The sequence below is a fragment of the Anaerolineae bacterium genome, from assembly GCA_014360855.1.
Classification (GTDB): Bacteria; Chloroflexota; Anaerolineae; order JACIWP01; family JACIWP01; genus JACIWP01.
In genome coordinates, this window is the sequence record JACIWP010000002.1 from 1 (window position 1) to 21924 (window position 21924).

Genomic DNA, 21924 nt, shown 5'->3' on the forward strand with positions numbered 1-21924 from the left:
CCGGTGGCGTTGGAGGAGGGTTCGCGCTTCGCCATTCGTGAGGGCGGCCGCACTGTGGGCGCCGGCGTCATCACCAAGATCGTCGAATAATCAGGTGGGCAAGGTAGCAACCGATGGCAAAACAGCGTATTCGAATCCGGCTTAAAGCGTACGATCATCGGGTCCTGGACCAGTCGGTCCGGCAGATCGTGGAGGCGGCGGAGAGCACTGGTGCGGTCGTGGTGGGCCCCATTCCCTTGCCCACCAAGATCGAGCGCTTTACCGTGATGCGCTCTCCGTTCATCGACAAGGATTCCCGGGAACAGTTCGAGATCCGCACCCATAAGCGGCTCATCGATGTGCTTGACCCGGGGTCCAAGACCATCGACACGCTGATGCGCCTGAACCTGCCGGCCGGCGTGGATATCGAGATCAAGCTGTAGCGCCAGGCAGGGGAGTGCTGGGCCTGTAAGCCGGCGCGCGGCCGGCAGGGACACAGCGCCCCCGAACCTATACGAGACAAACTCTGGCAAAGGAGGTAGGGGCGAGAAGATGATGCGGCAGGAACCAGCGGCAGTCTTCTCGTCCAAAACGGAACGATGAAGGGCATACTGGGCAGAAAAGTTGGCATGACGCAAATTTTCGACGAGAACGGCTTGGTCGTGCCGGTGACGGTGATCGAGGCCGGGCCCTGCTACGTCACTCAGCGCAAGACCGTGGCGCGCGATGGCTACTCCGCCATCCAGATCGGCTATGAAGAGGTCCCGCCGCGGAAGCTGAACAAGCCGCTGTTGGGGCATCTGCGCCGGCATAACCTGCCGCCGCTCCGCATCCTGCGGGAAATCCGCGTCAAAGAGGATGAGCCCTACGACGTGGGTCAGAAGATCACCGTGGACATCTTCTCGGTGGGTGAGCGCGTGGACGTCGTGGGCACCACCAAGGGCCGGGGCTTCGCCGGCGTCGTGAAGCGGCATGGGTTCCGCGGCGGTCCCAAGACGCACGGCCAGTCGGACCGACAGCGTGCGCCGGGTTCCATCGGTGCCTGTAAGACGCCGGGCCGTGTGCTGAAGGGCACGCGCATGGCGGGGCGGATGGGCGGCCGGCGCCATACCATGCAGAACCTCAAGGTCGTTCTGGTGGACCCGGAGCGCAATCTGCTGGCGGTGAAGGGCCCGGTGCCCGGTCCGCGCGGTGGATTACTGCTCATCAAGCAGGCTCGCAAACAGGGATAACCATTATGTGCCGGCGCCTGCAGTGGGCGGTACCGCCGGCGCATCTGGAGTGGGAGTAAAGAGACGATGCAAGTGCCATTGCGAAATATGCAGGGTGAAATCGTAGGCGAAGTCGAACTGCGCGACGACATATTTGGGGTGCCATTGACGCCGGCGACCAAGGCAGTGATGCATCAGGCATTACTGCGGCAGTTGGCCAACGCCCGGCTGGGCACCCACGACACCAAGACGCGCGGCGAGGTTGCCGGCGGCGGCCGCAAGATCTGGCGGCAGAAGGGCACCGGTCGAGCGCGCCAGGGGAGCATCCGCGCACCGCACTGGCGGCACGGCGGCGTGGTCTTTGGCCCTCATCCGCGCAGCTATGCTCAGAAGATGCCGCGCAAGATGCGGCGCCTGGCACTGCGGGCGGCCTTGTCGGCCAAGGCGGCGGACCAGCAGATCGTCGTGCTGGATGAGCTGGCTCTGGAAGCGCCGAAGACCAGGCAGATGCTGCAGGTGCTCGGTGCGCTGAAGCTGGATTCCAGCGTGTTGATCCTCCTGCCGGCCAAGGATACCGCCGTCGAGCTGTCGGCGCGCAACCTGCCGCAGGTCAAGACACTGCTGGCCAATTACCTGAACGTGCGCGACCTCCTGGGCTATGATTACGTGCTGATGCCCAAGGGTTCGCTGGCAGTCATCGAGTCCATCCTGGGGCAGTAGTCGTCGCGCGCCAGGACGTGTGTAGGGAGGAAAGGTCGAAATGCACCTTTACGAAGTGTTGCGGCGCCCGGTGATCACGGAGAAGTCGAGCGCGTTGGCGGAGAAGGGGAAATACGTGTTTGAGGTGGACCGACGCGCCAACAAGGCTCTGGTGAAAGCGGCTGTCGAGAAGGCGTTTAATGTGACGGTGGTGGACGTGAATATCGTCTCGATGAAGCCGAAGCGCTCCCGCTACGGCCGGCGTGTGGTGGTCAAACAGCCGGCGTGGAAGAAGGCGATCGTCACATTGACGCCTGGCCAGCGCATCGAGTTCTTCGAAGGCGTGTAATGATACGACGCGGCGCTGAGTGCAATCAGCGAGTGGAGGTCAGATAGAATGCCGATCAAAGTCTATAAACCGACCACACCCGGCCGGCGGGGCATGACGGGGTACACCTTTGAGGAGATCACCAAGACCGAACCCGAGCGTTCCCTGCTGGTGCCGCTGAAGAAGCACGGTGGGCGGAACTTCCGCGGCAAAGTCACTGTGCGGCATCGGGGCGGCGGTCATAAGCGCATGTACCGCATCATTGATTTCAAGCGCGACAAGGAAGGCATCCCGGCGCGCGTGGTGAGCATCGAGTACGATCCCAACCGCTCGGCGCGCATCGCCCTGCTGGTCTATGCGGACGGCGAGAAGCGGTACATCATCGCACCGCTGGAGCTCAAGGTTGGTGACACGGTGATTTCATCTCCGGATGCGGAGATCCGGCCTGGCAACACCCTGCCGCTGGAGAACATCCCGTTGGGTACCATGGTGCACAACGTGGAACTGCATGTCGGCAAGGGCGGCCAGATTGCGCGAGCCGCCGGCACCGCCGCCCAGGTGATGGCGAAAGAGGGTAAGTATGTACTCCTGCGCCTCCCCAGTGGCGAGATGCGCCTGGTGGACAAGCGCTGTAAGGCCACCATCGGCCAGGTCGGCAATATTGACCACAGCAACATCAAGCTGGGCAAGGCTGGCCGCAAGCGGTGGCTGGGTTGGCGCCCGACCGTGCGCGGTTCTGCAATGACGCCGCGTGATCATCCGCACGGCGGCGGTGAGGGCCGCTCTCCCATCGGCATGCCTGGCCCGAAGACGCCGTGGGGCAAGCCGGCGCTGGGCTACAAGACCCGGCGCAATAAGGCGACGGACAAGTACATTGTGCGCCGCCGCACCGCCGGCCGGTAATGCAGTCAGCACATCTTAGGTCTACGCAGTGACGAAGCAGGAGGTTGACCAGTGTCGAGGTCATTGAAAAAAGGGCCGTATGTGGATCCGAAGCTGTTGAAGAGGATCGAGGAGATGAACCGCACGGGCAAGCGCGTGGCGATCCGCACCTGGTCGCGCGCCTCGGTCATCTTCCCCCAGATGGTGGGGCACACGATCCTCGTGCACAACGGCCGGCACCACATCCCTGTCTATATCACCGAGAACATGGTCGGTCATCGCCTGGGCGAGTTCGCCCCGACCCGGACTTTCCGGGGGCATGTGGCGAAAGAGAAGAAGACCAGAAGGGGGTAAATCATGGGGATGCAGGTTAGGGCAGTAGCGAAATATATTCGCATGTCGCCCCGGAAGGTCCGACTGGTGGTGGACCTGGTGCGCGGCATGCGGGCGCAGGAGGCCCTGGAGCGGCTGCAGTTCGTGCCGAAGGCCGCCGCGAAGCCTGTGGCCAAGGTGATTCGTTCGGCCATCGCCAACGCGGAGGAGAATTTCGGCATGGCCGGCGAGGACCTGTACATCGCCCAGATTTACGCCGACGAGGGGCCCACGCGCCGCTGGCGGCGGTTCGGCGCACGCGGCCGCTTCAAGCCCATCCTGAAGCGCTCGTCGCATATCACCGTCGTGCTGGAAGAGAAGGAATAACGCCAGGCCCCTCGTGGCCGGCAGGCAAATGCACATCGTGGAGCTGAAGCGCAAGGAGGTTCAATTTGGGGCGTAAAGTTCATCCGAATGCGTTCCGTCTTGGCATTATCCGCACCTGGGATGCGCGCTGGTATGCCGAGGGCGAGGAATACGGCAAACTATTGATGGAGGACATCAAGATTCGGGAGATGATCCGCAAGGAACTGCCCAATGCCGGCATCTCCAAGATCGAGATCGAGCGCTTCCCAAATCAGGTGTCCATCGTCATCCACACGGCCAAGCCCGGCATTATTATCGGCCGCAAGGGCGCCGGCGTGAACAAGCTCCGCCAGCTCCTGGAGGATTTCACCAAGAAGCGCGTGCGCATTGACGTCGAGGAAATCGAGAAGCCGGAGCTGGATGCCTATCTGGTGGCGGAGAGCATCGCCGAGCAGTTGGAGCGCCGCGTGTCCTTTAAGCGGGCGATGAAGCAGGCGGTTCTGCGGGCCCTGCGGGCCGGCGCCCTGGGCGCCATGGTCACCTGCTCGGGCCGGCTGGGCGGCGCCGAAATGGCCCGCAAGGACACCGTGCGCATGGGGCGGGTGCCGCGCCACACCCTGCGGGCGGACATTGATTACGCCAAGGCAGAGGCGCTCACCACCTTCGGCCGCATCGGGGTGAAGGTGTGGATTTACAAGGGCGATGTCCTGCCCGAGAAGAAAGCCCAGGCCGAGCAGTTCGCCGAGGCGGGTGCCTGAGGGTGCCGGCCAGGCCGAAGACCGGCGCAGTTTCATGAAACCGCTATCTTGAAGAGCACCAGCGGGGCTGGTGCGGCTGAGGAGTTGGACATATGTTGATGCCGAAACGAGTCAAATATCGCAAACAGCATCGTGGAAGGATGAAGGGGCGGGCCACGCGCGGCGCCGAGATCGCCTTCGGCGAATACGGCCTGCAGGCGTTGGAGCCCTGCTGGATGACCAACCGGCAGATTGAGGCGGCCCGTCGCGCCATCGTGCGCTATGTGCGGCGTGGTGGGAAGCTCTGGATCCGCATCTTCCCGGACAAGCCCATCACCAAGAAGCCGGCGGAGACCCGCATGGGCGGCGGCAAGGGCAATGTGGAAGGCTGGGTCGCTGTGGTGAAGCCCGGACGCATCCTGTTCGAGATCGCCGGCGTGCGCGAAGAAGTGGCGCGCGAAGCTCTGCGGCTGGCTTCCCATAAACTACCCATCAAAACCCAGATCGTCACTCGCGTCGAAAGCGAGGGGGAGGGTAGTTGATGAAGGCGCAGGAAATCCGAGCATCCATCGCGGGACTGGACTATCCCACCGCCAGGCGAGAACTGGAACGCCGCCTGGACGAGCTGTATCATGAATTGTTCAACTTGCGGTTCCAGTGGGCCACGCGTCAGTTGAAAAACTACCAGCGCATGACCCAGGTCAAGCGGGACATCGCGCGCGTCAAAACCATCCTGCGTGAGCTGGAACAGGGACGGGGAGTGTAAGCCATGCCCAAAAAAGAACTGATTGGTCGCGTGGTCAGCGATAAAATGGATAAAACGGTGGTCGTCGAGGTCACGCGCACCTACGAGCACCCGCTGTATCATAAGACCGTGCGCGCGCGCAAGAAGTACAAGGCGCACGACGAGCACAATGCCTGTCGGGTGGGTGACCTGGTGCGCATTCTCGAATCGCGGCCGCTGAGCCGTGAAAAGCGGTGGGTCGTCACTGAAATCATCGAGAGGGCAGAGCAATGATTCAGCAAGAGTCTCGGCTGGTTGTGGCGGATAACACGGGAGCCAAGGAACTGCTGTGCATCCGGGTCATGGGCGGCTCTCACCGCTATTACGGCACGGTGGGGGATATCATCATCGCCTCGGTGAAAGAGGCCACCCCGACCGCCTCCGTCAAGAAGGGGGAGGTGGTGCGCGCGGTGATCGTGCGGGTGAAAAAGCCCTATGCCCGCCCGGACGGCACCTATATCCGGTTTGATGACAACGCGGCGGTCATCCTGGACGAGCGTCGCAACCCAAAGGGGACGCGCATTTTCGGCCCGGTGGCCCGTGAACTGCGCGAGAAGGGGTTCATGAAGATCGTCTCGCTGGCCCCTGAAGTGCTGTGAGCCGGCACCAGAGGCGCGAGGATGTCCCAGGATGAATGCCGGGGAGGTTATGGGGATGCGAAAGATCAAAACAGGCGATACAGTTGAGGTTATCAGCGGGAAGAACCGGGGTATGCGCGGCACGGTGCGCAAGGTCCTGCCGGGTCGGTCGGTGCGGTTTCCCGGCCGGCTGGATCCCAATCGCGATCGCGTCATCGTGGCCGGCGTCAACCTGGTGAAGAAGCACCAGCGCCGCACCGGCGATGTGCGCACGCAGGTGGGAATCATCGAGCGCGAGGCGCCCATTCATATTTCGAACGTGGCCCTGGTCTGCAAGCGCTGTGACAAGCCTACCCGGGTGGGCATCCGCGTGTTCGAGGATGGCTCCAAGGCTCGTTACTGCAAGCGCTGTGGCGAGATCATCGAATAATGCCGCCGGCAGACCATTAACGGCAAAAGTAGGAGAGCAATATGCCGAGATTGAAAGATAAGTACCGAGAAGAAATCGTGCCCGTGCTGATGCGGGAGTTCAAATATCGGAATATTATGGAAGTCCCACGCCTGGTGAAGGTGGTGGTCAATATCGGGCTGGGCGAGGCACTGCAGAACGCCAAGGCGCTGGACGCGGCCAGCGAGGACCTGGCCATCATCACCGGCCAGAAGCCCATCATCACGCGGGCCAAGAAGTCCATCGCCGGCTTCAAGCTGCGCGCCGGCAACCCCATCGGCGTCAAAGTGACCCTGCGCGGCGACCGCATGTACGACTTCCTGGACCGCCTGATCAACGTGGCCCTGCCGCGCCAGAGGGACTTCCGGGGCGTCTCGCCCGATTCCTTCGACGGCCGGGGGAATTACACCCTGGGCATTCGGGAGCAGTTGGTCTTCCCGGAGATCGATTACAACAAGGTCGATAAGGTCCGCGGCATGGAGATCACCATCGTGACCACGGCGAAGACCGACGAGGAAGCCCGCCGGCTGCTGCAGTTGATGGGTATGCCGTTCCGCCAGCCCGAGACGCTGGTGGAATAACAGGATACTGCGCATCACGACGCGCCGAAGAGGAGAGAGAACGTGGCCAAGAAGTGCATGATGTATCGGGAACAGCGCCGGAAATATGCCGTTCGTGTGCGGAACCGCTGTCAGATTTGCGGCCGGCCGCGCGGCTATATGCGCCGCTTCAAAATGTGCCGCATCTGCTTCCGCCGCTTCGCCTGGGAAGGTCAGATCCCCGGCGTGGTGAAGTCGAGCTGGTAAGGCACGCGGACGGATGTCCCGTACCGGCCAAGTCCCTTAGCTGAAGTGGCTCTGGAGGAGAGAATTTCGATGCATACGGATCCAATTGCGGACATGTTGACTCGCATTCGTAACGCGGCGATGGCTCGCCATCCCTTTGTGGTGATGCCCTCGTCTAAGGTGAAGCAGGAGATCGCGCGCGTGCTGAAGGAAGAGGGCTTCATCGAGGATTATCAACTGGTGCGCGATCCGAAGCGGGCATATATGCTCCTGCGCATCCAGCTTCGCTATGATGAGCGGCGTCAGCCGGTGATCACGGCGTTGCGGCGGGTCAGCAAGCCTGGCCGGCGCATGTACGTGCGCCGGGATGAGATCCCCTGGGTGCGGAGTGGGCTGGGCATTGCCATCCTATCCACCTCGAAGGGGATTATGAGCGACCAGAAGGCGCGCCGGCTGGGCGTTGGCGGTGAAATCCTGTGCTATGTCTGGTAATCTGGCTGTCGAAGTCACAGCCGGCGACAGCCGAGCGATTGGAGGTGTGAAAGTGTCAAGAATTGGGCGATTACCAATCCCTTTGCCCAAGGGCGTCACGGTCGAGATTGACCCTCGCACGAATCGCGTGCGGGTCAAAGGGCCGAAGGGGGAACTCGAACGCACCTTTTCGCCGGATATACAGATCACGCTGGAGGATAACCAGCTTAAGGTCACCCGGCCGACCGATTCCCGCCGGCATCGTGCCCTGCACGGCCTGACGCGCGCCCTGCTGGCCAATATGGTGGAGGGCGTGTCCAAGGGCTTTGTCAAGCGCATGCAGGTCCAGGGTGTCGGTTATCGCGTGGAAATGCGCGGCAATGCCCTGGTGCTGAGCGTGGGCTATTCCCACCCGGTGGAATTCCTGCCGCCGCCTGGCATCACCTTCTCCGTGGACAAGGGCGGCCGCGATTTCCAGGTGGAGGGGATCGACAAAGAGCTGGTCGGTCAGGTCGCGGCGAAGATCCGGGCGGTGCGTCCACCGGAGCCGTACAAGGGCAAGGGCGTGCGCTATGCCGACGAGGTGGTGCGCCTGAAGGCCGGCAAAGCTGGTAAGGGCGGCAAGAAGTAAGCGGCGTTCTCGAGACGGAAGTCAGGACTTGGAGATGTGCAGGCGGCAGTGGGCCGCCGGCACTGCGGAGGTCAAGAATGGGAAAGGAATTGAAGGCACATGCAGCTCGCAAACGGCGTCATGAACGCGTGCGCAAGAAAGTATTTGGCACGCCAGAGCGCCCGCGTTTGAACGTCTTTCGCAGCCTGAATCATATTTATGCGCAGATCATCGATGACACGCGCGGCCATACGCTGGTGTCCGCGTCCACCATCGATCCGAAGGTGCGCGAGCTGATCAAGGGACTGCCGAAGACCGAGCAGGCCCGCCTGGTGGGGAAGGTGGTGGCGGAGCGGGCGTTGGCCGTCGGCATCAAGCAGGTGGTGTTCGATCGCGGCGGCTACCCCTACCACGGCCGGGTGAAGGCGCTGGCCGAAGGCTCGCGCGAGGCTGGTCTCGAATTCTAGCCGGGTGAGCATCACCCTGCAACACGGCGGAAGCCAAGTTGGAGGAATATCAATGCAGGATTGGACTGAAGAACAGGCGTACGGCGAAGAAGAGAGTCTTGACGAGCGAGTGATCCATATCACGCGCACAGCCAAGGTCATCAAGGGTGGCCGGCGCTTCCGCATCCGTGCGGTGGTGGTGGTTGGCGATAACAAGGGGCACGTGGGCCTGGGCATCGGCCGGGCGGCGGAAGTGCCCGATGCCATCCGCAAGGCGACGGAGCGCGCCCGCAAGAATATGCGCAAGGTGGCCATGGTGGACACCACCATCCCGCATGAGGTGATCGGCCGCCAGGATGCGGCGGTGGTTCTGCTGAAGCCGGCCTCGCCCGGTACCGGCATCATCGCCGGCGGCGCGGTGCGCGCCGTCCTGGAGGCTGCCGGCTATCGCGACATCCTGAGCAAGTCGCTGGGCTGTTCCAACATCCTGAACGTGGCCTTTGCCACCTGGAACGGGCTGTGCCAGCTTCAGGATGTGGAGGAAGTGGCCCGCCGGCGCAAGGTGCCGGTCTCCCGTGTCCTGCCACACTGGAAGCGGAGGAAGGCCAATGGCTAACACGGTTGCGACGAAGAAGCGGCTCCGCATCACCTGGGTGAAAAGCCTGATCGGCGCCAAACAGCCCCAGCGCGGCACCATCCGCGCCCTGGGCCTGAAGCGGCGGGGCCAGACCGTCGAGCATGACGACACCCCGGTGATTCGCGGCATGATAGCCAAGGTCAGCCATCTGGTGACGGTGGAAGAAGTGGAAGTTGTCGAATAACGGGCAAGCGAGTTGGGCGTACGTGAGGTGGAGACATTATGAAACTGCATGAACTGCGGCCCTTGCCGGGCTCCAAGAAAAATCGAAAGCGCGTGGGACGCGGCATTTCCTCCGGCCACGGCAAGACCGCCGGCCGGGGCACGAAAGGCCAGCGCGCCCGCAGTGGTGGGGTGAAGCCGCCGTACTTCGAGGGCGGCCAGCTTCCCCTGGTGCGCCGGCTTCCCTTCAAGCGCGGCTTCGTCAATATCTTCCGGGTCGAGTACACGCCGGTGAACCTGGAGCGGCTGGATGTCTTCGAGGCCGGCAGTGTGGTCACGCCCGAGACCCTGGCGGCGGCCGGCGTCATCAAATCGGCCAAGAAGCCGGTGGTCATCCTGGGCCGCGGCGAGGTGGACCGCCCGCTGACGGTCAAGGCGCACCGCTTCTCGGAAAGCGCGCGGGCGAAGATCGAGGCCGCCGGCGGCACGGTGGAAGTCCTGCCGCTGGAATAATGGGGTGCTCTCGCCGGCGGAAGCGCCGGCGGAGATGGGGAATGGAGGCCCATCAGGATGTTACAAGCGGTTGCGAACGCGTTTCGACTGCCGGATTTGCGCAAAAAGATCCTCTTTACCCTGGGGATCCTGGTCATCTATCGGCTGGCATCGCATGTGCCGGTGCCGGGCGTGGATGCGGCCGGCCTGGCCCGACTGTTTGAGAGCAACCAACTGTTGGGCATGCTGGACCTGTTTTCCGGCGGCGCCATGGCCAACTTTTCCGTCATGGCCATGGGCGTCTACCCGTACATCACGGCATCCATCATCCTGCAGTTGCTGATGCCGCTCATCCCGCAGTTGGAGAAGCTCGCCAAAGAGGGCGAGGAAGGGCGTAACAAACTCAATCGGTATACATATTACCTGACGGTGCCTTTAGCGGCCCTGCAGGCCTTTGGGCAGTCTTCGATCCTGAAACAGCAGGGGCTGATGCCGGCGTTCGGGTTCACGGCGGAGTACTGGCTGGCGACGCTTTCGACCATCGCCACGCTGACCGCCGGCACCATGGTGGCCGTCTGGCTGGGCGATCTGATCACCGAGCGCGGCGTGGGGAACGGTGTGTCCATCATCATCTTCGGCGGCATCGTGGCCCGCATTCCCCAGCGCATCGCGGCGAACCTGATCGCCAACCCATGGTCTCTGTTGGTGTTTGTGGTAGTGACGGTTATCACCGTGGCGGTCATCGTGGTGGTGCAGGAGGGACAGCGCCGCATTCCAGTGCAGTATGGCAAGCGGGTCATGGCGATGCGCGGCAACCGCCTGCGGATCGCCGGCGGCCAGAGCACCCATATTCCCATCCGGGTGAACACGGCCGGCATGATCCCGCTCATCTTCGCCCAGAGCCTGATGCTTTTCCCGGGCACCATCGCCAGCTACTTCGTCAACTCACAGTCGGAGTTCGTGTCGAAGGTGGCGACGGCCATCAGCAGTGCTTTCAGCCCGAACGGCAACCTGTACTGGATCCTGTACTTCTTCCTGGTGATCGGGTTCACGTACTTCTATACCGACGTGGTCTTCCGACAGCAGAACCTGCCGGAAGTGCTTCAGCGGCAGGGCGGCTTTATCCCGGGCATTCGCCCCGGCAAGCAGACGGAGGACTACCTCAACGGCGTGCTCCAGCGCATCACCCTGGTGGGCGCGCTGTTCCTGGCCGGCGTGGCCATCCTGCCCTGGCTGGTGCGTGACGTGACGGAAACAGGCACCATGTTGATCACCAGCACCGGCCTGCTGATCGTGGTGGGCGTGGTGTTGGATACCCTGAAGCAGTTGGAGGCGCAGTTGTTGATGCGCCACTATGAAGGGTTCATTAAGAAATAAAGATCGCTGGTCTCGCGGGGGCGCGCATGGTTGGCTCACATGATCCGCTGTACATCTTGCTGTTAGGGGCGCCGGGCGCCGGCAAGGGCACCCAGGCGGCGTTCCTGACTGAGAAGCTGGGCATCCCGCATGTGGCGTCGGGCGACCTGTTCCGGGCGGCCATCGCCAACCAGACGGAACTGGGCAAGCTGGCCAAAAGCTATATGGACCGGGGCGAGCTGGTGCCGGACGATGTGACCATCGCCATGGTCATGGAGCGCCTGTCCCAACCGGACTGCGCCGGCGGTGCCCTGTTGGACGGCTTCCCGCGGACCATCGAGCAGGCGAAAGCTCTGGAGAAGGCGCTGGCGGAGCGCGGCTCCCGGCTGGCCCTGGTGCTGTACATCCGGGCGAGCGAGACGACCCTGCTGGAGCGGTTGGGTGGGCGCTGGACCTGCCGGCAGTGCGGCGCGGTGTACCATGAGCGCTTTAACCCGCCCAAACAGCCCGGCATCTGCGATGTCTGCGGCGGGGAGCTGTATCAGCGTCCCGACGACCAGCCGGAGACCCAGCGCCGGCGCATCCGGGTCTACCTGGAGCAGACCACGCCGCTCATCGAGTACTTCAAGGAGCGGGGCCTGCTGGTCGAGATTGACGGCGAGCAGGATGTCGAATCGGTTCGCCAGGCAGTGGAGGAAGCGCTGGAGCCGGTGCTTGGAGGCCGTGCGTGAACGTGGCCGGCATTGTCATCAAGTCGGAGCGAGAGATCGCTCTCATGCGGCGGGCCGGCCAGATCGTCGCCAAGGTGCTCGAGGCGATCCGCGAGCAGGTACGTCCCGGCATCACCACGGGCGAGCTGGATGAGCTGGCGGAGCGCATCATCCGGGCAGAGGGGGGCGTTCCCTCCTTCAAGGGCTACGACGGCGGCAGTGACCGTCCGCCCTTCCCGGCGACCATCTGCGCTTCCGTGGACAATGAGGTGGTGCACGGCATCCCATCCCGCCAGCGGGTGCTGGAGGAGGGGCAGATTCTCTCGGTGGATGTGGGTGCCATTTACCAAGGTTATCACGGTGACGCGGCCATCACGGTGCCGGTGGGGAAGGTTTCGGATCTTGCCCGGCGGCTGATGGAGGTCACGGAAGGGGCGCTGTACGCCGGCATCGCCGCGGCGCGGGCCGGCAACCGGCTGGGGGATATCTCCCACGCCATTCAGAGCTACGTCGAATCGCGCGGCTTCTCTGTCGTGCGGGAATACACCGGCCACGGCATCGGCCGGGAGATGCATGAGGGGCTTCAGGTGCTCAATTTTGGGGCGCCGGGCCGCGGTGTGCGGCTGAGGGCCGGCATGACCCTCGCCCTGGAGCCTATGGTGAACGTCGGGGATTGGCGCACCCGGGTGCTGGCCGACGGATGGACCGTCGTGACGTATGATGGGAGCCTGTCGGCACATTTCGAACACACCATCCTGGTGCGCGATGGCGAAGCGGAAATATTGACACGCTTATAGACAGCAGGTGAACGAAGGAGATACGACGATGAAAGTGCGACCATCAGTCAAGAGACGCTGTGCCAACTGCAAGATCATCCGCCGGCGGGGTATCGTGCGGGTGATCTGCACCAACCCGAAACACAAACAGCGCCAGGGATAAGTTGGCCAGGGGAGACGGAAGAGGTTTCGGCCGGCTTCCTGCGGGGAGCGTACCTTAATCTTGTCAATGGCCAGTTAGTGGAGGAAAAAAGGAATGGCACGTATTGCTGGGGTAGACTTACCTCGAGATAAGCGGGTGGAGATTGCCCTGACCTACATCTACGGCATCGGGCGAACCTCCAGCAACAAGATTTTGCAGAAGGCGAACGTCAATCCGGACACCCGGGTGAAGGACTTGACGGAGGCGGAGATCGGCCGCATCCGCGAGATCATCGACCGGGAATATAAGGTGGAGGGTGACCTGCGCCGCGAAGTGTCCATGAACATCAAGCGGCTGATGGAAATCGGCTGTTATCGTGGACTGCGGCATCGGCGCAACCTGCCCGTGCGCGGTCAGCGCACCCGCACCAATGCGCGCACGAAGCGCGGTCCGCGCAAGACGGTCGCCGGCCGCAAGCGGTCGCGGGCCAAGAAGTAATCACTGTGGGCTCCCCGCGGGCCCTGGGCATGCCGGTGCGGCCCTGGCCGCGCGGCGTGAAAGGTTGGTAAGCATCACCATCTGGATGTTCAGCAGAACAGCGGTTTGACGCAGGAGGAACAATGTCACCAGTCAGGCGAAAAAAGACGGCTCGCCGAGAAAAGCGGATTGTGCCCGTCGGGCAGGTGCATATCCAGGCATCATTCAACAATACGATCGTGACCATCACGGACCCGAAGGGGAACGTGTTGGGCTGGAAGAGCGCCGGCTCCGTGGGCTTCAAGGGCTCTCGCAAGAGCACGCCCTTTGCCGCCCAGCAGGCGGCGGTGGAGGCGGCCAAGCTGGCCCAGGATATGGGCATGCAGGAGGTGGACGTCTTTGTCAAAGGCCCGGGCCCCGGGCGCGAGGCGGCCATCCGCTCCATCCAGAGCGCCGGCCTGCGGGTGCGCTCCATCACCGATGTGACGCCCATCCCGCACAACGGCTGTCGGCCGCCGAAGAAGCGGCGCGTGTAATGATTCCGCATATTCTGTTATCGGCAGGGGATTTGTTGACAAGCAGGAGGCAAAATGGCTAGGTATACGGGACCAGTCTGCAAGCTGTGTCGCCGAGAAGGTCAGAAGTTATACTTGAAAGGCGAACGGTGCTATACGTCGAAATGCGCCTTTGAACGGCGGAGCTATCCGGCCGGCCAGCACGGCCCCAACCGGCGTTGGCGCCGGAAGGAATCGGACTTCGCCCTCCAGCTTCGCGAGAAGCAGCGCGCCCGCCGCATCTACGGCGTGCTGGAACGGCAGTTCCGGCGCTACTTCGAAGAGGCTGAGCGCATGCCGGGCCTGACGGGTGCAAACCTGCTGGCCCTGCTGGAGTCGCGGCTGGATAACGTCGTCTTCCGCATGGGGCTGGCGGATTCGCGCGCCCAGGCGCGCCAGCTTGTCCTGCACGGACATGTCACGCTGAACGGGCGGAAGACCAACATCCCATCGGCGCTGGTGAAGCCCGGGGATGTGGTTTCCATCACGGAGCGTGCGCGCCGGCTGACCTACTTCCGCGAGCGCATGGATCACCTGATGAAGCACCAGCCGCCCGAATGGCTGTCGCTGGACCCCCAGCGGGCAGCGGCCAAGGTGCTCGAGGTGCCGCGGCGCGAGCAGATCGACGTGCGTCTCAACGAACAGCTCATTGTGGAGTACTACAGCCGTTAAGCCTTGATAGGTGGTGGGACAGCGCCGGCAGTGCGCCGGCCGGCCCCACCCGCCTGCAAGCATGAGCTGTGCATAAGGAGGATAGTTCTTTGTTAACGCAAGTTTTGCCCCAAATCGAGTGTGAAGCGAGCTCTCAGCAGTATGGGCGCTTTGTCATCAGCCCATTGGAGAGCGGCTATGGGATCACGCTGGGAAACGCCCTGCGCCGCGTCCTGCTCTCGTCTTTACCCGGGGCTGCAGTGACTTCCATTCGCGTGAGCGATGTGCCGCACGAGTTCGCGACCATCCCTCACGTGAAAGAGGATATGACCGCGTTCATCTTGAACGTGAAGCAACTGCGTTTCAAGATTCACTCGGATACCGATGAATCGTACCGGATTTACCTGAGCGTCACGCAGGAGGGGGAGGTGACTGCGGCGGACCTGCAGTGCCCTTCCCAGGTGGAGGTGGTGAATCCGGAACTGCATTTGCTGACGGCGGATTCCAACGAAGTCAATCTGGATATCGAGATGGTGGTCAGCCGGGGGCGGGGGTATTCGCCGGCGGAAGAGCGAGGCAAACTGCCCATCGGGGAGATCCCGGTGGATGCCATCTTCAGCCCGGTGCGCAAGGCGAATTTCCAGGTCTCCCGCACCCGCGTCGGACAGATGACCAACTATGACCGCCTGGTCATGGAAATCTGGACCGACGGCACCATCACGCCAGAGGCGGCCCTGATTGAAAGCGCGCGCATCCTGGTGGAGCAGTTCTCCCGCATCGCGCGCCTTCAGGAAGTACCGGTGAGCGTGTCCGAGCCGGAAGAGAAGAAGGAGCGCATCCCCAGCAAGGTGGCGCGCATGCCCATCGAGGACCTGGGGTTGTCGGTGCGGGCGTTCAACTGCCTGAAGCGCGCCGGCATCTCCACCGTTGGGGAAATCCTGCACATGCTGGAGCAGGGCGAGGATGAACTGCTGGCTATCCGCAACTTTGGGCGGAAGTCGCTCAGCGAACTGCTCACCATTTTGCAGTCCAAGGGGTTCCTGTCCTATATCGAGTATACGCCCTCGGCCTCTGCTCGGGCCGCGTCAGAAGAAGAAGAGGAAGAGCTGGAAGAGGACGAGGACTATATCGAGGACGAGGAGCTGGAGTAGGCCTGTCCATCAGGTCTGGCGTGGATTTATGACGTCATGGGGGGAATGACCAATGAGGCATCGAGTCGCAGGAAAAAAGCTGAGTCGTTCGACTGGACATAGACAAGCGCTGTTCCGCAACCTGACGACGGAACTGCTCCGGCATGGCAAGATCCGCACCACCGAGGCGAAGGCGGAAGCCATCCGCCCCTCGGCGGAGAAGCTGATCACCATCGCCAAGAAGGGCCTGAAGGATGAGAGCTATGCGCTCCACGCCCGCCGGCTGGTGGCGGCCCGCCTGAATGACCCGCAGGTGGTGAAGAAGGTGTTTGAGGAGATTGCGCCGCGCTACCTGGAGCGGCCGGGCGGCTACACGCGTGTCCTGAAGCTGGGCCGCCGGCAGGGCGACGGCGCTGAGATGGTCCTGCTGGAGCTGGTCGAATAAGGTCGAGGCAGGCGATGGCGCTCCGATTGCGGGCCATCGTGGAGTATGACGGCACACGGTACGCGGGATTCCAGCGCCAGGCGAATGCGCTGACGGTTCAAGGAGAGATTGAGTCCGTTTTACGGCGGTTAACACAAGAGGATGTGCGGATTTTGGCCGCCGGCCGCACCGACGCCGGCGTGCACGCCCTGGGGCAGGTGATCGCGTTCGATACGAACTGGTCCCACCCGCTCCAGGAACTGCACCAGGGGATGAACGCCCTTCTGCCGGAGGATATCGCGGTGCGGCGGCTGGATGAGGCGCCGGCGGGGTTTCACCCGCGCTATGATGCGCTGAGCCGGCTGTATCGTTACCAAATCTGGAACGAGCCGATTCGCTCGCCGCTCCGCTGTCGCTATGCCTGGCATGTCCCGCAGGCGCTGGACGTGCAGGCGATGGCGGAAGCAACCCGTTTGCTGGTGGGCGCGCACGATTTTGCCACCTTCGGCACGCCCACGCAGGGGGAGTCCACGGTGCGCCAGGTCTACCGCATCGAGTGGCACCGCGAGGGCTCCCTGGTGTGGATGGATATCGAGGCCAACGGGTTTTTGCGAACGATGGTGCGCTGTATCGTTGGCACGGCCCTGCAGGTGGGGCTGGGGAATATGAGCGGGGAGGAGTTTGCGCGGCGCTTTGCGTCGCGAGACCGCTCGCAGACCAGCCCGCCGGCGCCCGCACAGGGGCTATGTCTGATGGCCGTGCGGTATGCCGATGGATACGCGCCAGAACACTTCGAAGGAGTCAGGATGAAGTGAGAACCTATACGCTGAAAGAGAAAGACATCCAACGCGAGTGGTACGTGGTGGATGCCGCCGGCAAGACGCTGGGCCGGCTCGCCACGGAAATCGCCAAGATCCTGCGCGGCAAGCACAAACCCTATTACACGCCGCACATGGACTGCGGGGATTACGTCATCGTCATTAACGCGGACAAGATCCGCGTCACTGGCCGCAAGCTGGACCAGAAGATGTATTACTGGCATTCCGGGTATCCCGGAGGGCTGAAATCGGTCACCCTGCGCCGGCAGTTGCAGACACACCCGGAGCGGGTCCTGCAGGCCGCGGTGCGGGGCATGCTGCCGAAGAACCGGCTGGGCCGCAAGATGTTCAAGAAACTGAAAGTCTACGCTTCGCCGGAACATCCGCATCAGGCCCAACAGCCCAAGCCACTGGAACTGTGACATTCGGGCGATGGCAATCCCTGGTGAACGAGAGACGTGGAGGAAAGCATGGTCATTGATTTGAGCGGCAGATATTTTGAGGGGATAGGCCGGCGGAAAACCGCCACCGCGCGCGTGCGCCTCTATCCCGGCGATGGGGAGGTCATCGTCAACGATCGCCCCTTCGAGGAGTACTTCCCGCGCCTGCGCGATCAGAAGATCGCCCTGGCCCCGCTGGAGGCGGTGCACATGCGCCATGCCTTCGGCGTATCCATCAAGGTCGAAGGCGGCGGTGTGAGCGGGCAGGCCGGCGCGGTCGCCCACGGCCTGGCACGGGCGCTCCTGCAGGTGAACCCGGAACTGCGGCCCATCCTGCGGCAGGGCGGCTTCCTGACCCGCGATCCGCGCGAGAAAGAGCGCAAAAAGCCCGGTCTCAAGCGCGCCCGCAAGGCCCCACAGTACACCAAGCGCTAAGGCCTGCGGCCGGCCAAATTCGGTCACTCCGTACAGCAACGAACAAAGCAGGGATGCGGTCCGCATCCCTGCTTTGCGCGCCATATAGCAGGACGCCGGCCGCCCGGCCGGCGTGACCCTTAGAAAATATAGAGGATCAGCACGGCCGCCAGGCCAAAGCCGACGACGTCCAGCAGAAGGGGGATATCCTTCAGCAGGAGATCCTCCGGCGCCCCGCCCAGGCCTTTGACCCGCACAAGGTACAGGTAGCGGAATAGGCCGTAGAGGACGAAGGGGATAGTGAGCATCATGGCGTGATTGGCCGGCAGGTTGGGCGCCGAGAAGGTGTACAACGAGTACGCGATGACCGTGGTTGAGGTCACCAGGGCGATGATATCGTCCAGGAACTCGATGTTGTACTCGTCCAGGATGCGGCGGTGATTGTTGGCCGACTCGGCCAGGAGCACCAGCTCATGCCGGCGTTTGCTGGCGGCCATAAACAGCGCCAGCAGGGTGGTGCAGACGTAGAGCCATGGGGAGAAGCGCTCGACCGGGATGACGACCACGCCGGCGGCGACCCGCAGGACAAAGCCGGCGGCGATGGTCATGATGTCAATGATGACCAGGTGCTTGAGCACGAACGAGTAGAGCACCATGCTGGCCAGGTACAGCAGGGCGATGACGCCGAAGCGCAGGTCCAGCAGAAAGCTCAGCCCGATGCCGGCCGCGCCAAAGACGACCGCCGCCGCGATGGCGGTCTGAGGGGAGAGCTGGCCGGACGGCAGGGGCCGCTTGCGCTTTTCGGGATGCCGGCGGTCCTTTTCCAGGTCCACGACATCGTTGATCAGGTACACGGTGCCGGAGATCAAGCAGAAGAGGAGAAAGGCGGCCAGCGTGCGGGAGAACCAGACCGGGTGGAACAGTTTCTTGTCGAAGATGAGCGCGGCGAAGACAAAGACGTTTTTCGTCCACTGTTTGGGACGCATGGTTTTGAGCAGACCGATGAGCATGAACCAGCTCTCCGATGTGCAAGAGATTCCGCCGGCCCCACGGCGGGGCCAGCACGGCCTCCATGATATCCGAGGATGTGCGATTCGTCAAAGTGTGCCGGCTGGAGTGTTGGGACCGAAGGGGAATGCGGTATGAGACCGCAGGGCGGATAGGATGAAAGGATGATTGACAAAAATATGTGTTTGCATGTATATTGGCGGTGTTGAAGCGCAAGTATGGATGACCCGCGCGGAGGTGCGACATGATGGCGGGGGGAAGGGATAGGCAGGGGGCCGGCCAGGGCCTGGTGGAGTATGCTGTTCTCCTTGGTACCCTGGCGTTGGTGGTGGTCGGGGTGCTGGCGGCCACAGGGACCAGCGTGGGGGATGTGCTCCGCCGTTCTTCCCACGCGCTGGTGGTCCAGCCAACCCCATCGGGGACACCGGCAGCCAGTCCTACGCCGGTCGTCGAGACGGCGACCTGCTCAGCGCCGGTCTCATTTTCGGGCGCCGGCACCCTGATGGTGGAGTGCAATCTGGGGAAGTCGTTCTCGGAGCTGATCTCCGGCGAGATCTCTCTGGAAGGCGTTCCGCCGGATGACCATCTGGTCACGGTGCTTTCCGGTGGATCCTCCCATGTGTTTCGCGGCCAGCAGTCTTCCAGCGGTCAGCCGGCATATACCGGCCCGGATGCCATGGGCGGCGCGGAACTCGATGCCTGGTTGGACGGCGTGGAGCTGTTGCGAGTGACCTTCAACAGTCTGGTGGGGGAGGCTGGGAGCTGGCAGGGGAGCATTCAGGTGACGGTGCGCGGCCGGCCCAGCGGGCCGGCGGGGACGCTTCCTCCGTCCACGCCGCCGCCCCAGGCCACCGCAACCCCCGTTCCCACTCCCACGCCCACCCCGGAGCCGCGCTCGCACCTCGTGCTTGCCGAGCTGAAATACTGGTCGTGGGATGAGTATGTCAAAATCGTGAATGACGGCACTGCGCTGCAGGATATGACCGGCTGGCGGCTCCTCAGCGTCAAAGGCAACCAGTGGTATACCTTCCCTGCCGGCTATGTCCTCCCTCCGGGCGGGGCGGTGTACGTGCACAGCGGATTGATGGCAACCAGCAATCCACCTGTGCATCTCCGCTGGACGCGCAAATATATCTGGCATAATAGAGGGGATACCGCGGTGCTGTACGATGCTGCCGGCAACGAGGTGAGCCGGCTGGCCTATTAGCCCGTTCCACCCACCTTGTTACCGCCTGCCACAGCGTATGCGGCAGGCGGTTTTTATGTTAAATGTCCCGGATAAAGGGAAAAACCTCTGGATTTTCGTGTACGCCTGCATTATAATACAGTTGACGATAACGAAGGGTCGGGCACAGCAGTACGGGAGGCGGACGCAAGTTCACGCGGTTGCACAGCCTGGGGGAAAGAGCGCCTTAACAGCTTGATAGGCTTTCATCTGAAGTCCCACCATTTCCCATCCCATCCACGGCGAGCAGCCATCGGTTCCCCACCCGACCGATGGCTGCAAGCTTTCTCAGGGAGGCGCGAAATTTTAAGGTTTTTGGCCGCAAAAATTGTGGCGCAGAACGGGAAAATGGTGTATAATGGGGAAGGTGAAAGGGAAAATGGGGAAAAGTGGGGAGCAAGGTTCCCCGACGTCCAAGCTGGTGGGAAAGAAAGGCGCTCATGTTCCTCGGCCAGTACCGGCATCGCGTCGACGAGAAAATGCGGGTGGCACTGCCGGCCCGTTTCCGGGAGGAGTTCCGCAACGGAGCGGTGGTGACCCGTGGGCCGGACCGCTGTCTGTGGGTCTTCACGCAGGAGAAATGGGCTCAGCTTGCCGCGAACTTCGAGGAAGACGTGAAGATGTCCACCAAGGACGGCCGGCTGGCCAGCCGCTTTTTCTTCTCCAGCGCATCCGATGATTTGCCCGACCAGCAGGGGAGGATCCGCCTCCCCGACCATCTCTCCCAATATGCCGGCATCGAACCCAAATCCGAAGTCGTGGTGGTGGGGCTGAATTCACGGGTGGAGATCTGGAGCGCACAGCGATGGGAGGAACAGGAAGCGCTGATGGAGCAGGACCCCGAAGGGCTGATCGAGAGGATATCCAGCCTGGGGAGGCTCTAAGTCCAATAGTCCCCGCCTCTCATGTACCGGTATTATGCGCCGAGGTCATCCAGGCGCTCGCCCCCCGGTCAGGCGGCCGTTATATTGACTGCACGGTAGGACAAGGCGGTCACGCCCGAGCAATTCTGGAGCATTCCTCTCCAGACGGGCGGTTACTGGGATTGGATGCAGACCCACAGGCAATAGCGGTTGCCGGCCAGAACCTCGCCCCCTGGCGCGAACGGGTCATTCTGGTACATAGCAATTTTGTACATGTGGCTTCGATTGCCTATGCCTATCAATTTGCACCGGTGGATGGCATCCTGTTGGACCTGGGATGGTCCAGCGCGCAGGTCGAGGACCCGGCGCGCGGCTTCTCGTTCATGGTGGATGGCCCGCTGGACATGCGCTATGACCCATCGGGCGGCATCACCGCCGCCGACCTGGTGAACTCATTGAGCGAGCGGGAGCTGGCGGATTTGCTGTGGGAATACGGTGAAGAGCGGTATGCGCGGCGGATCGCACGAGCCATCGTGGCGCATCGGCCGATCACGCGCACCCGCGAGCTGGCGGAATTGATCGAGCGGACGGTAGGCCGGCGGGAAAAGATCCATCCGGCCACGCGCACGTTCCAGGCCCTGCGCATCCGGGTCAACGACGAGCTGGGGGTGCTCCAGCGCACGCTCGAGCAACTGCCTGATTTGCTGGCGCCGGGGGGTGTGCTGGTGGTCATCACCTTCCATTCCCTGGAGGACCGTATTGTCAAGCAGTTCATGCAAAGAGAAGCGTCAGCGTGCATCTGTCCGCCGGAGGCCCCGATCTGCACGTGTGGACATGTGCCCCGGCTGGAATTGATGTACCGTAAGCCGGTCGTGCCGACGCCGGCGGAGGTGGCGGCCAATCCTCGGGCGCGCAGTGCGAAACTGCGGGCGGCGCGCCGATTGCCACCTGATGGTGCCCTGCGTTCTCCGAGCGGGCGCAGTACGGTGTGAACATCTCATATGGAGGG

The 21924-nt window shown here is 62.8% G+C and carries 38 protein-coding genes; 37 read left to right on the plus strand and 1 reads right to left on the minus strand.

Annotation, left to right across the window (positions count from 1 at the left end; genetic code table 11):
* The 34 genes from H5T60_00135 to rpsI form a co-directional block, all read left to right on the plus strand.
* On the plus strand, positions 1 to 90 hold a 90-nt coding region (locus H5T60_00135), incomplete at its 5' end, for a hypothetical protein (GenBank protein MBC7240840.1).
* 23 nt (positions 91 to 113) lie between these two features.
* Positions 114 to 422 (plus strand): 30S ribosomal protein S10, encoded by a 309-nt coding sequence (rpsJ, locus tag H5T60_00140; protein MBC7240841.1) that lies wholly within the window; start codon positions 114 to 116, stop codon positions 420 to 422.
* Between the two features lie 156 nt (positions 423 to 578).
* Positions 579 to 1211 (plus strand): 50S ribosomal protein L3, encoded by a 633-nt coding sequence (gene rplC, locus H5T60_00145; protein MBC7240842.1) that lies wholly within the window; start codon positions 579 to 581, stop codon positions 1209 to 1211.
* 66 nt (positions 1212 to 1277) lie between these two features.
* Positions 1278 to 1910, plus strand: a complete 633-nt coding sequence (gene rplD / locus H5T60_00150; GenBank protein ID MBC7240843.1) for a 50S ribosomal protein L4 — start codon at positions 1278 to 1280, stop codon at positions 1908 to 1910.
* A gap of 40 nt (positions 1911 to 1950) precedes the next feature.
* A complete protein-coding gene (gene rplW / locus H5T60_00155; GenBank protein MBC7240844.1) occupies positions 1951 to 2238 on the plus strand; it encodes a 50S ribosomal protein L23 in 288 nt (95 codons plus the stop codon).
* Positions 2239 to 2286: 48 nt separating this feature from the next.
* The gene (rplB, locus tag H5T60_00160) at positions 2287 to 3120 is read left to right on the plus strand and encodes a 50S ribosomal protein L2 (protein MBC7240845.1); all 834 of its coding nucleotides are present in this window, start codon (positions 2287 to 2289) and stop codon (positions 3118 to 3120) included.
* Positions 3121 to 3171: 51 nt separating this feature from the next.
* A complete protein-coding gene (rpsS, locus tag H5T60_00165; GenBank protein MBC7240846.1) occupies positions 3172 to 3453 on the plus strand; it encodes a 30S ribosomal protein S19 in 282 nt (93 codons plus the stop codon).
* A 9-nt stretch (positions 3454 to 3462) separates the two neighbouring features.
* Entirely contained in the window at positions 3463 to 3798 is a 336-nt protein-coding gene (gene rplV / locus H5T60_00170) for a 50S ribosomal protein L22 (GenBank protein MBC7240847.1), read from the plus strand.
* 65 nt (positions 3799 to 3863) lie between these two features.
* Positions 3864 to 4535, plus strand: coding sequence for a 30S ribosomal protein S3 (gene rpsC / locus H5T60_00175; GenBank protein ID MBC7240848.1), 672 nt, complete (start codon positions 3864 to 3866; stop codon positions 4533 to 4535).
* 92 nt (positions 4536 to 4627) lie between these two features.
* Positions 4628 to 5056, plus strand: coding sequence for a 50S ribosomal protein L16 (gene rplP, locus H5T60_00180; GenBank protein MBC7240849.1), 429 nt, complete (start codon positions 4628 to 4630; stop codon positions 5054 to 5056).
* Positions 5056 to 5280, plus strand: a complete 225-nt coding sequence (gene rpmC, locus H5T60_00185; protein MBC7240850.1) for a 50S ribosomal protein L29 — start codon at positions 5056 to 5058, stop codon at positions 5278 to 5280. The genes rplP and rpmC overlap by 1 nt, the downstream gene beginning before the upstream one ends.
* A gap of 3 nt (positions 5281 to 5283) precedes the next feature.
* A complete protein-coding gene (gene rpsQ, locus H5T60_00190) occupies positions 5284 to 5532 on the plus strand; it encodes a 30S ribosomal protein S17 (protein ID MBC7240851.1) in 249 nt (82 codons plus the stop codon).
* On the plus strand, positions 5529 to 5897 hold the full coding sequence (gene rplN / locus H5T60_00195; GenBank protein MBC7240852.1) for a 50S ribosomal protein L14: 369 nt from the start codon (positions 5529 to 5531) through the stop codon (positions 5895 to 5897). Before rpsQ ends, rplN begins: the two co-directional genes overlap by 4 nt.
* A gap of 49 nt (positions 5898 to 5946) precedes the next feature.
* Positions 5947 to 6306, plus strand: coding sequence for a 50S ribosomal protein L24 (rplX, locus tag H5T60_00200; GenBank protein MBC7240853.1), 360 nt, complete (start codon positions 5947 to 5949; stop codon positions 6304 to 6306).
* A gap of 41 nt (positions 6307 to 6347) precedes the next feature.
* Positions 6348 to 6905: a 50S ribosomal protein L5 gene (gene rplE, locus H5T60_00205; GenBank protein MBC7240854.1), complete on the plus strand. Its 558-nt coding sequence runs from the start codon at positions 6348 to 6350 to the stop codon at positions 6903 to 6905.
* A gap of 42 nt (positions 6906 to 6947) precedes the next feature.
* Positions 6948 to 7130, plus strand: coding sequence for a type Z 30S ribosomal protein S14 (locus H5T60_00210; protein ID MBC7240855.1), 183 nt, complete (start codon positions 6948 to 6950; stop codon positions 7128 to 7130).
* Positions 7131 to 7199: 69 nt separating this feature from the next.
* Positions 7200 to 7601: a 30S ribosomal protein S8 gene (gene rpsH, locus H5T60_00215; GenBank protein ID MBC7240856.1), complete on the plus strand. Its 402-nt coding sequence runs from the start codon at positions 7200 to 7202 to the stop codon at positions 7599 to 7601.
* A 52-nt stretch (positions 7602 to 7653) separates the two neighbouring features.
* Positions 7654 to 8211 (plus strand): 50S ribosomal protein L6, encoded by a 558-nt coding sequence (rplF, locus tag H5T60_00220; GenBank protein MBC7240857.1) that lies wholly within the window; start codon positions 7654 to 7656, stop codon positions 8209 to 8211.
* Between the two features lie 77 nt (positions 8212 to 8288).
* Positions 8289 to 8657 carry a 50S ribosomal protein L18 gene (locus tag H5T60_00225; GenBank protein ID MBC7240858.1) on the plus strand — a complete coding sequence of 123 codons (369 nt, stop codon included), beginning with the start codon at positions 8289 to 8291 and terminating at the stop codon, positions 8655 to 8657.
* 52 nt (positions 8658 to 8709) lie between these two features.
* On the plus strand, positions 8710 to 9252 hold the full coding sequence (gene rpsE / locus H5T60_00230; GenBank protein ID MBC7240859.1) for a 30S ribosomal protein S5: 543 nt from the start codon (positions 8710 to 8712) through the stop codon (positions 9250 to 9252).
* A complete protein-coding gene (rpmD, locus tag H5T60_00235) occupies positions 9245 to 9457 on the plus strand; it encodes a 50S ribosomal protein L30 (GenBank protein ID MBC7240860.1) in 213 nt (70 codons plus the stop codon). The genes rpsE and rpmD overlap by 8 nt, the downstream gene beginning before the upstream one ends.
* 38 nt (positions 9458 to 9495) lie before the next feature.
* The gene (gene rplO / locus H5T60_00240) at positions 9496 to 9948 is read left to right on the plus strand and encodes a 50S ribosomal protein L15 (protein MBC7240861.1); all 453 of its coding nucleotides are present in this window, start codon (positions 9496 to 9498) and stop codon (positions 9946 to 9948) included.
* A gap of 57 nt (positions 9949 to 10005) precedes the next feature.
* Positions 10006 to 11304: a preprotein translocase subunit SecY gene (secY, locus tag H5T60_00245; protein ID MBC7240862.1), complete on the plus strand. Its 1299-nt coding sequence runs from the start codon at positions 10006 to 10008 to the stop codon at positions 11302 to 11304.
* Positions 11305 to 11351: 47 nt separating this feature from the next.
* Positions 11352 to 12014 carry an adenylate kinase gene (locus H5T60_00250; protein ID MBC7240863.1) on the plus strand — a complete coding sequence of 221 codons (663 nt, stop codon included), beginning with the start codon at positions 11352 to 11354 and terminating at the stop codon, positions 12012 to 12014.
* Between the two features lie 44 nt (positions 12015 to 12058).
* On the plus strand, positions 12059 to 12790 hold the full coding sequence (gene map, locus H5T60_00255) for a type I methionyl aminopeptidase (protein MBC7240864.1): 732 nt from the start codon (positions 12059 to 12061) through the stop codon (positions 12788 to 12790).
* A gap of 28 nt (positions 12791 to 12818) precedes the next feature.
* Positions 12819 to 12932: a 50S ribosomal protein L36 gene (gene rpmJ / locus H5T60_00260; protein MBC7240865.1), complete on the plus strand. Its 114-nt coding sequence runs from the start codon at positions 12819 to 12821 to the stop codon at positions 12930 to 12932.
* A gap of 93 nt (positions 12933 to 13025) precedes the next feature.
* Entirely contained in the window at positions 13026 to 13409 is a 384-nt protein-coding gene (gene rpsM, locus H5T60_00265) for a 30S ribosomal protein S13 (protein ID MBC7240866.1), read from the plus strand.
* Positions 13410 to 13531: 122 nt separating this feature from the next.
* Complete coding sequence (gene rpsK, locus H5T60_00270; protein ID MBC7240867.1) at positions 13532 to 13924, plus strand: 30S ribosomal protein S11; 393 nt, start codon at positions 13532 to 13534, stop codon at positions 13922 to 13924.
* Between the two features lie 54 nt (positions 13925 to 13978).
* Positions 13979 to 14614, plus strand: coding sequence for a 30S ribosomal protein S4 (gene rpsD / locus H5T60_00275; GenBank protein MBC7240868.1), 636 nt, complete (start codon positions 13979 to 13981; stop codon positions 14612 to 14614).
* Between the two features lie 89 nt (positions 14615 to 14703).
* On the plus strand, positions 14704 to 15744 hold the full coding sequence (locus H5T60_00280; GenBank protein MBC7240869.1) for a DNA-directed RNA polymerase subunit alpha: 1041 nt from the start codon (positions 14704 to 14706) through the stop codon (positions 15742 to 15744).
* Between the two features lie 52 nt (positions 15745 to 15796).
* Complete coding sequence (gene rplQ / locus H5T60_00285; GenBank protein ID MBC7240870.1) at positions 15797 to 16168, plus strand: 50S ribosomal protein L17; 372 nt, start codon at positions 15797 to 15799, stop codon at positions 16166 to 16168.
* A gap of 14 nt (positions 16169 to 16182) precedes the next feature.
* The gene (gene truA / locus H5T60_00290) at positions 16183 to 16962 is read left to right on the plus strand and encodes a tRNA pseudouridine(38-40) synthase TruA (GenBank protein MBC7240871.1); all 780 of its coding nucleotides are present in this window, start codon (positions 16183 to 16185) and stop codon (positions 16960 to 16962) included.
* Positions 16893 to 17387, plus strand: coding sequence for a 50S ribosomal protein L13 (gene rplM / locus H5T60_00295; GenBank protein MBC7240872.1), 495 nt, complete (start codon positions 16893 to 16895; stop codon positions 17385 to 17387). Before truA ends, rplM begins: the two co-directional genes overlap by 70 nt.
* Before the next feature lie 60 nt (positions 17388 to 17447).
* The gene (rpsI, locus tag H5T60_00300; protein MBC7240873.1) at positions 17448 to 17840 is read left to right on the plus strand and encodes a 30S ribosomal protein S9; all 393 of its coding nucleotides are present in this window, start codon (positions 17448 to 17450) and stop codon (positions 17838 to 17840) included.
* Positions 17841 to 17959: 119 nt separating this feature from the next.
* Here rpsI and H5T60_00305 read toward each other — a convergent pair whose 3' ends face one another.
* Positions 17960 to 18829, minus strand: coding sequence for a decaprenyl-phosphate phosphoribosyltransferase (locus H5T60_00305; GenBank protein ID MBC7240874.1), 870 nt, complete (start codon positions 18827 to 18829; stop codon positions 17960 to 17962).
* Between the two features lie 242 nt (positions 18830 to 19071).
* Between H5T60_00305 and H5T60_00310 the strand changes: the two genes are divergently transcribed.
* From H5T60_00310 to rsmH, 3 genes are all read left to right on the plus strand, one after another.
* On the plus strand, positions 19072 to 20034 hold the full coding sequence (locus H5T60_00310; protein ID MBC7240875.1) for a lamin tail domain-containing protein: 963 nt from the start codon (positions 19072 to 19074) through the stop codon (positions 20032 to 20034).
* Positions 20035 to 20492: 458 nt separating this feature from the next.
* Positions 20493 to 20936, plus strand: a complete 444-nt coding sequence (gene mraZ, locus H5T60_00315; GenBank protein MBC7240876.1) for a division/cell wall cluster transcriptional repressor MraZ — start codon at positions 20493 to 20495, stop codon at positions 20934 to 20936.
* A complete protein-coding gene (gene rsmH / locus H5T60_00320; GenBank protein ID MBC7240877.1) occupies positions 20858 to 21907 on the plus strand; it encodes a 16S rRNA (cytosine(1402)-N(4))-methyltransferase RsmH in 1050 nt (349 codons plus the stop codon). Before mraZ ends, rsmH begins: the two co-directional genes overlap by 79 nt.
* Positions 21908 to 21924: the final 17 nt, after the last annotated feature.